The organism is Streptococcus vulneris, from assembly GCF_019218685.1.
In the GTDB taxonomy this organism is placed as follows: Bacteria; Bacillota; Bacilli; order Lactobacillales; family Streptococcaceae; genus Streptococcus; species Streptococcus vulneris.
Map to the genome: position 1 here is coordinate 101925 of NZ_JAHUZC010000008.1, position 8023 is coordinate 109947.

Here is an 8023-nt window from a genome sequence, read left to right on the forward strand (position 1 = left end):
ATTATGAAAATAAATAAAAAATATCTAGCTGGGTCAGCAGCTGCACTTGTTTTAAGTGTCTGTGCTTATGAACTAGGTTTGCATCAAGCTCAAACTGTAAAAGAAAATAACCGTGTTTCATACATTGATGGTAAACAACCAAGTCAAAAGGCAGAAAATTTGACACCTGATGAAGTCAGTAAAAAAGAAGGTATAAATGCCGAGCAAATCGTTATCAAGATTACGGATCAAGGTTATGTGACTTCTCATGGAGACCATTATCATTACTATAATGGCAAGGTTCCTTATGATGCTATCATTAGTGAAGAACTGCTGATGAAAGATTCAAATTATCAGTTGAAGGATTCAGACATTGTCAATGAAATTAAGGGTGGTTATGTGATTAAGGTAGACGGGAAATACTATGTTTACCTGAAAGATGCAGCTCATGCGGATAATATTCGAACAAAAGAAGAAATCACTCGTCAGAAGCAGGAACACGGTAGTAATCACGGAGGTGGTTCTAGCGATAAAGCGGTAGTCGCTGCTAGAGCTCAAGGCCGCTATACAACGGATGATGGTTATATCTTTAATGCGTCTGATATCATTGAGGACACGGGTGATGCCTATATCGTTCCTCATGGCAATCATTTCCACTATATTCCTAAGAGTGACTTGTCTGCCAGTGAACTGGCTGCAGCTCGAGCCTTCCTAGCTGGGAAAGGTAATCAACCAAGCTCAGTTGGGTATCGTCCTTCAACAAATTCTTCTAGCAGCTCATCAGAGGCATCAAATAGTAGTTCATATGGACAAACGAATCAAAGCATTGTTGAGACAAATATTAGTAGATGGGCTCCAACTGTTAGCCCACAAGTGGATAATAGTTATCAAGCAAGTCCAAGTGAAGACGTATCCAGTCTCTTGAAACAGCTTTATGCCTTGCCGCTTAGCCAACGACATGTGGAATCAGATGGACTTGTCTTTGATCCTGCGCAGATTACAAGAAAAACTGCAAATGGTGTTGCAGTGCCTCACGGAGATCATTATCACTTTATCCCTTATTCTCAAATGTCTGATTTAGAGCAGAAGATTGCAAGAATGATTTCTGAAAATTATCAAGGAAATCATACTATTGCAGGTGGTAAAGAATTAAAACCAATTCCGACTCCAAGCTTTCCAAATCCAATTCCATCCCCTGTTTTGCCAGCTCTTAGCTTAAAACCTTTGAAACCTATTGTAAAGCCGTCTCCTAGTCTAAATCCTAAAATAGACTCAAATTCTTCTTTAGTTAGTCAGCTGGTACGAAAAGTTGGAGAAGGATATGTTTTCGAAGAAAAAGGAATTTCACGCTATGTTTTTGCGAAAGATTTACCATCTGACACTGTTAAAAATCTGGAAAGCAAGTTATCAAAACAAGAGAGTGTGTCACACGCTTTAACTGCTAAAAAAGCAAATATACCACCTCGCGACCAAGAATTTTATGATAAAGCATATAATTTGTTGGCCGAGGCTCATAAATCCTTGTCTGAAAATAAAGGTCGAGTTTCTGATTTCCAAGCCTTAGACAAATTAGCAGAACGCTTGAATGATGAATCTTCTAATAAAGGAAAATTGGTAGATGATTTATTGGCATTCCTAGCACCAATTACTCACCCAGAGAGACTTGGAAAACCAAATTCTCAAATTGAATATACCGAAAACGAAGTTCGTATTGCTCAATTAGCTGATAAGTATACGACGTCAGATGGTTACATTTTTGACGAACATGATATTATCAGTGATGAAGGAGATGCCTATGTAACACCTCATATGGGCCATAGTCACTGGATTGGAAAAGATAGCCTTTCTGATAAGGAAAAAGCTGCGGCTCAATCTTATACTAAAGAAAAAGGAATTTTACCTCCGTCAGCAGACGCAGATGCTCAAGCAAATCCAACTGGAGATAGTGCAGCAGCTATTTACAATCGTGTGAAAGGTGAGAAACGAATTCCACTCGTTCGACTTCCATACATGGTTGAGCATACAGTAGAAGTTAAAAATGGTAATTTAATCATTCCTCACAAGGATCATTACCATAACATTAAATTTGCTTGGTTTGATGATCATTCATACAAGGCTCCAAATGGTTATACTCTAGAAGACTTATTTGCGACGATTAAGTACTATGTTGAACATCCTAATGAACGTCCACATTCTAATGATGGATGGGGCAATGCCAGCGAGCATGTCTTAGGCAAGAAAGACCATAGTGAAGATCCAAATAAGAACTTCAAAACGGAAGAAGAACCAGTAGAGGAAACACCTGCTGAGCCAGAAGTTCCTCAAGTAGAGACTGAAAAAGTAGAAGCTAAGCTCAAAGAAGCAGAAGCTTTACTTGCTAAAGTAACGGATGCTAGTCTGAAAGGAAATGCGACAGAAACCCTAGCTGGTTTACGAAATAATTTGAGCCTGCAAACCATGGATAATAATGGTATCATGGCAGAAGCAGAAAAATTACTTGCTTTGCTAAAAGGAAGTAATCCTTCACCTGTGAATAAGGAAAAAACAAACTAATGAAAAATGGGAGTCTCGATAAAGAGACTTTCATTTTTATTATGTATATACGAAAAATTCTTGACAAGCAGTACTAAAAATAGTAAACTATTAACTAGTTAATTAACCGGTTTATTATTTTATAGTGAATCAAATAGAGTTAAGAAAAGAGGAAAGAATGAAAATCAATAAAAAATATCTAGCTGGGTCAGCAGCTGCACTTGTTTTAAGTGTCTGCGCTTATGAACTAGGTTTGCATCAAGCCCAAACTGTAAAAGAAAATAATCGTGTTTCATACATTGATGGTAAACAACCAAGCCAAAAGGCAGAGACTTTGACACCTGATGAAGTCAGTAAAAAAGAAGGTATAAATGCCGAGCAAATCGTTATCAAGATTACGGATCAAGGTTATGTGACTTCTCATGGAGACCATTATCATTATTATAATGGCAAGGTTCCTTATGATGCTATCATTAGTGAAGAACTGCTGATGAAAGATCCGAATTATCAGTTAAAAGATTCAGATATTGTCAATGAAATCAAGGGTGGTTATGTCATTAAGGTAGACGGGAAGTATTATGTCTATCTTAAGGATGCAGCGCATGCTGATAATGTTCGATCAAAAGAAGAAATCACTCGTCAGAAGCAGAAACACGGTAGTAATCACGGAGGAGGTTCTAACGATCAAGCGGTTGTTGCTGCCAGAGCCCAAGGACGCTATACAACGGATGATGGTTATATCTTTAATGCTTCTGATATCATTGAAGATACAGGCGATGCCTATATCGTTCCTCATGGAAATCACTTCCACTATATTCCTAAGAGTGATTTGTCTGCCAGTGAATTAGCAGCAGCACGAGCCTTCTTATCTGGAAAAGGTAATCAACCAAGCTCAGTTGGATATCGTCCTTCAACAAATTCTTCTAACAGTAGCTCATCAGAGGCATCGAATAGTAGTTCATATGGACAAACAAATCAAAGCAATGTTGAGACAAATACCAGAAGATGGGCTCCAAGTGTTAGCCCACAGGTGGATAATAGCTATCAAGCTAGTCCGAGTGAAGACGTATCCAGTCTCTTGAAACAGCTTTATGCCTTGCCGCTTAGCCAACGACATGTGGAATCAGATGGGCTTGTCTTTGATCCAGCGCAGATTACAAGAAAAACTGCAAATGGTGTTGCAGTGCCACACGGAGATCATTATCACTTTATCCCTTATTCTCAAATGTCTGATTTAGAGCAGAAGATTGCAAGAATGATTTCTGAAAATTATCAAGGGAATCATACTACTGCAGGTGGTAAAGAATTAAAACCAATTCCGACTCCAAGCCTTCCAAATCCAACTCCGACTCCAATCCCTGCTCCAGAGCCTACCCCAATACCAAGTCCACAACCTGTACCAAATCCTCAACCAACTCCAAGCAATCCAATTGATGGAAAATTGGTAAAACAGGTGATTCGAAAGGTGGTTGATGGTTATGTCTTCGAAGAGAATGGAATTTCGCGTTATATTTCTGCCAAGGAACTTTCAGCAGAAACTGTTGCAGCCATTGATGATAAACTTGCTAAACAAGAAAGTTTGTCTCATGAGTTAGGAGCTAAGAAAACCAATCTTGCATCTGGTGATCAAAAATTTTACAACAAAGTTTATGATTTACTAGCAACAGTTCATCAAGATTTGGTTTCCAATAAAGGGCGCCAAGCTGATTTTGACGCTTTGGATAGACTATTGGAACGTCTCAACGATGAGTCAAGTGATAAAGTCAAGTTAGTTGATGATATCCTTGCTTTTCTAGCGCCGATTCGTCATCCAGAACGTTTAGGAAAACCAAATGCACAAATAGCTTACACAGATGATGAGATTCAAGTAGCCAAGTTGGCAGGCAAGTATACAACAGAAGATGGCTATATCTTTGATCCTCGTGATATCACCAGTGATGAGGGGGATGCCTATGTAACTCCGCATATGAGCCACAGTCATTGGATTAAGAAAGAAAGTTTGTCTGAAGCTGAAAGAGCAGCAGGTCAAGCTTATGCTAAAGAGAAAGGTTTGACGCCTCCTTCAACAAATCATCAAAGTTCAGGAAATACTGAGGCTAAGGGAGCAGAAGCGATTTACAATAGAATAAAAGCAGCTAAGAAGGTACCACTTGACCGTATGCCTTACAATCTCCAACATACTGTGGAAGTTAAAAATGGAAGTTTGATTATACCTCATTATGACCATTACCATAACATCAAATTTGAGTGGTTTGACGAAGGACTTTATGAGGCACCTAAGGGGTATACTTTAGAAGAGCTATTTGAAACTGTGAAGTATTATGTCGAACATCCAAATGAACGTCCGCATTCAGATAGTGGTTGGGGCAATGCGAGCGATCATGTTCAAAGAAACCACAATAGTCAAGCTGCTAACAATCAAACAGAGAAACCAACAGAGGAGAAACCTCAGACAGAAAAAATTGAGGAGGAAAAACCTCGCGAAGAAAAACCGAAAACTGAGAAAGCAGAATCTCCAAAACCAAAAGAACCAGAGGAATCAGAAGAAGAATCACCATCGGAACCAGAGGAACCTCAGGTTGAAACTGAAAAGGTTGAAGAAAAACTGAGAGAGGCGGAAGAGTTACTTAAAAAGATTCAGGACCCAATTCTTAAGTCCAATGCCAACGAAACTCTCACAGGATTAAAAAATAACCTGTTATTTGGTTCTCAGGATAACAATACTATTATGGCAGAAGCTGAAAAGCTATTAGTCTTGTTAAAGGAGAGTAAGTAACTATACAAGTATTATAGAAGATAAAAAGGGAGCAGAATATGGATTCTGTTCTCTTTTTTATGAAATTGTGTAAAAATTCTTGACATATTTTCTAAATAAAGATAAACTATTTACTAGTTAATTAAATGGTTAAACACTAGTTAAGGAGTTATAGTGAAAAAGAGGACGATTTTAGTATTGATGACCAGTGTATTGGCTCTGGTATTAGCTGCTTGTGGCCAAAAGGAAAGCCAGTCAGGTAAAGGGATGAAAATTGTGACCAGTTTTTATCCTATCTATGCCATGGTCAAGGAAGTATCTGGTGACTTGAATGATGTTCGAATGATTCAGTCAAGTAACGGAATTCACTCCTTCGAACCTTCAGCAAATGATATTGCAGCCATCTATGATGCAGATGTCTTTGTCTACCATTCGCATACGCTCGAATCTTGGGCAGGAAGTCTGGATCCCAATCTAAAAAAATCCAAAGTTAAGGTTTTAGAGGCTTCAGAAGGAATGACATTGGATCGTGTCCCTGGTCTAGAAGATGTGGAAGCAGGTGATGGAGTTGATGAAAAAACGCTTTATGACCCTCACACTTGGCTAGATCCTGAAAAAGCTGGCGAAGAAGCTCAGATTATCGCTGATAAACTTTCAGAGGTTGATAGTGAGCACAAAGAAACTTACCAGAAAAATGCGCAAGCCTTTATCAAAAAAGCTCAAGAATTGACTAAGAAATTCCAGCCTAAATTTGAAAAAGCGACTCAGAAAACATTTGTAACCCAACATACAGCCTTTTCTTATCTAGCGAAGAGGTTTGGACTCAATCAACTTGGAATCGCTGGTATCTCTCCAGAACAAGAACCAAGTCCAAGACAACTAACAGAAATTCAGGAGTTTGTTAAAACCTATAAAGTTAAGACGATTTTTACAGAAAGTAATGCTTCTTCGAAAGTAGCTGAAACTCTTGTCAAATCAACAGGAGTGGGTCTAAAAACTCTGAATCCTTTAGAGGCAGACCCACAAAATGACAAGACTTATTTAGAAAATCTTGAAGAAAATATGAGTATTTTAGCAGAAGAATTGAAATGAGGAGATTATGAAAATAAATAAGGAGAAACTTGCTGCTGGTGCAGCTGTCGTCCTTTCTTTAAGTCTTTGTATTTATGCATTGAATCAACATCAGACAGGAGAGAACAAAGATACGAATCGTGTATCTTATGTCGATGGGAAACAAGACACTCCAAAAACAGAGACACAAACACCAGAGCAAGTTAGCAAAAAAGAAGATATCCAGGCTGAACAGATTGTTGTGAAAATCAATGATCAAGGTTATGTGACTTCACATGGTGATCATTTCCATTATTATAATGGGAAAGTTCCTTTTGATGCGATTTTCAGTGAAGAACTTTTGATGAAAGATTCCAATTATCAATTGAAAGACGCTGATATTGTTAACGAAGTCAAAGGTGGTTACATTATCAAGGTGGATGGTAAGTATTATGTTTACCTTAAGGATGTGGCACATGCGGATAACGTTCGCTCAAAGGACGAAATTGAGCGCCAAAAACAAGGTCATACTCACGATGCACCAATATCTAATAGTGCAGTGGCGCTTGCTCAATCTCAAGGTCGCTATACTACTGATGATGGCTACATCTTTAATGCATCTGATATTATAGAGGATACTGGTGATGCTTATATCGTCCCTCACGGTGGACATTACCACTACATTCCAAAGAGTTCCTTGTCTGCTAGTGAATTGGCTGCAGCTCAAGCCCATCTCTCTGGAACTAGAAAACAACCAAGTGTGACTGACTATCGTCCAAGTACAAATGGGACTGGTCAAACTACCAAGCCTATTCAACAGGCTGAAATACCAAGTAATAAAGCCGAGAGTCTTCAAAGTCTATTACAGCAGCTTTATGCTCTTCCAAGTACTCAACGATATGCTGAATCGGATGGTTTGACTTTTGACCCTGCTAAGATTTCAAGCAGAACACCGAGTGGTGTAGCGATTCCTCATGGAAATCACTATCATTTCATTCCCTATACAAAGCTTTCTGCATTAGAAGAAAAGATTGCGAGAATGATTCCTCTAGCTAGTGACAGTGTGAAACCAACACCATTGGAGAATCCAAGCAAACCAGCAGAAAAACCTACTCAGCAAAACCATCATCATGAGCAAGACGGTGAGCATGGAAGTCAGAACTCTAAGCATGAAGAACATGGCCATGATTTTGATGTCAATCGAATTATCAGTGAAGATGCGGCAGGCTTTGTCATGACTCATGGTGACCACAATCATTACTTCTTCAAGAAGGATTTGACAGCTGACCAAATTAAGGCCGCCCAAGACCATCTGAAAAGTAAAACGCCATCAGTATCAAGTCCAGCCAATGATGATGAACACGATAAAGATAATCATGGACACAAACATGATGAAGACCATGATCACGGTTTTGATGCTAATAGCGTCATTAGTGAGGACGAGCAAGGTTTTGTCATGAGTCACGGTGATCATAATCATTACTTCTTTAAGAAAGATTTGACAGCAGAGCAAATTAAGTCGGCTCAAGATCATTTAAGAGGTAAGACGCCAGTAACACCAAGTCCAGCACATGATGATGAACACGATAAAGATAATCATGGGAACCATCATGATGAAGACCATGATCATGGTTTTGATGCCAATCGTGTCATCAGTGAGGATGAGCAAGGTTTTGTCATGTCACACGGTGATCATAATCATTACTT

At 38.9% G+C, this 8023-nt stretch carries 4 protein-coding genes; all 4 read left to right on the top strand.

What is annotated here, in order from left to right:
• Positions 1–3 precede the first annotated feature (3 nt).
• Positions 4–2532 carry a pneumococcal-type histidine triad protein gene (locus KUA57_RS06750; RefSeq protein ID WP_218493910.1) on the top strand — a complete coding sequence of 843 codons (2529 nt, stop codon included), beginning with the start codon at positions 4–6 and terminating at the stop codon, positions 2530–2532.
• 157 nt (positions 2533–2689) lie between these two features.
• Positions 2690–5287 (top strand): pneumococcal-type histidine triad protein, encoded by a 2598-nt coding sequence (locus tag KUA57_RS06755; protein ID WP_218493911.1) that lies wholly within the window; start codon positions 2690–2692, stop codon positions 5285–5287.
• A 180-nt stretch (positions 5288–5467) separates the two neighbouring features.
• On the top strand, positions 5468–6358 hold the full coding sequence (gene adcAII, locus KUA57_RS06760) for a zinc-binding lipoprotein AdcAII (protein WP_250646328.1): 891 nt from the start codon (positions 5468–5470) through the stop codon (positions 6356–6358).
• 7 nt (positions 6359–6365) lie between these two features.
• The coding region (locus tag KUA57_RS06765) for a pneumococcal-type histidine triad protein (RefSeq protein ID WP_218493913.1) at positions 6366–8023 on the top strand (1658 nt) is incomplete at its 3' end.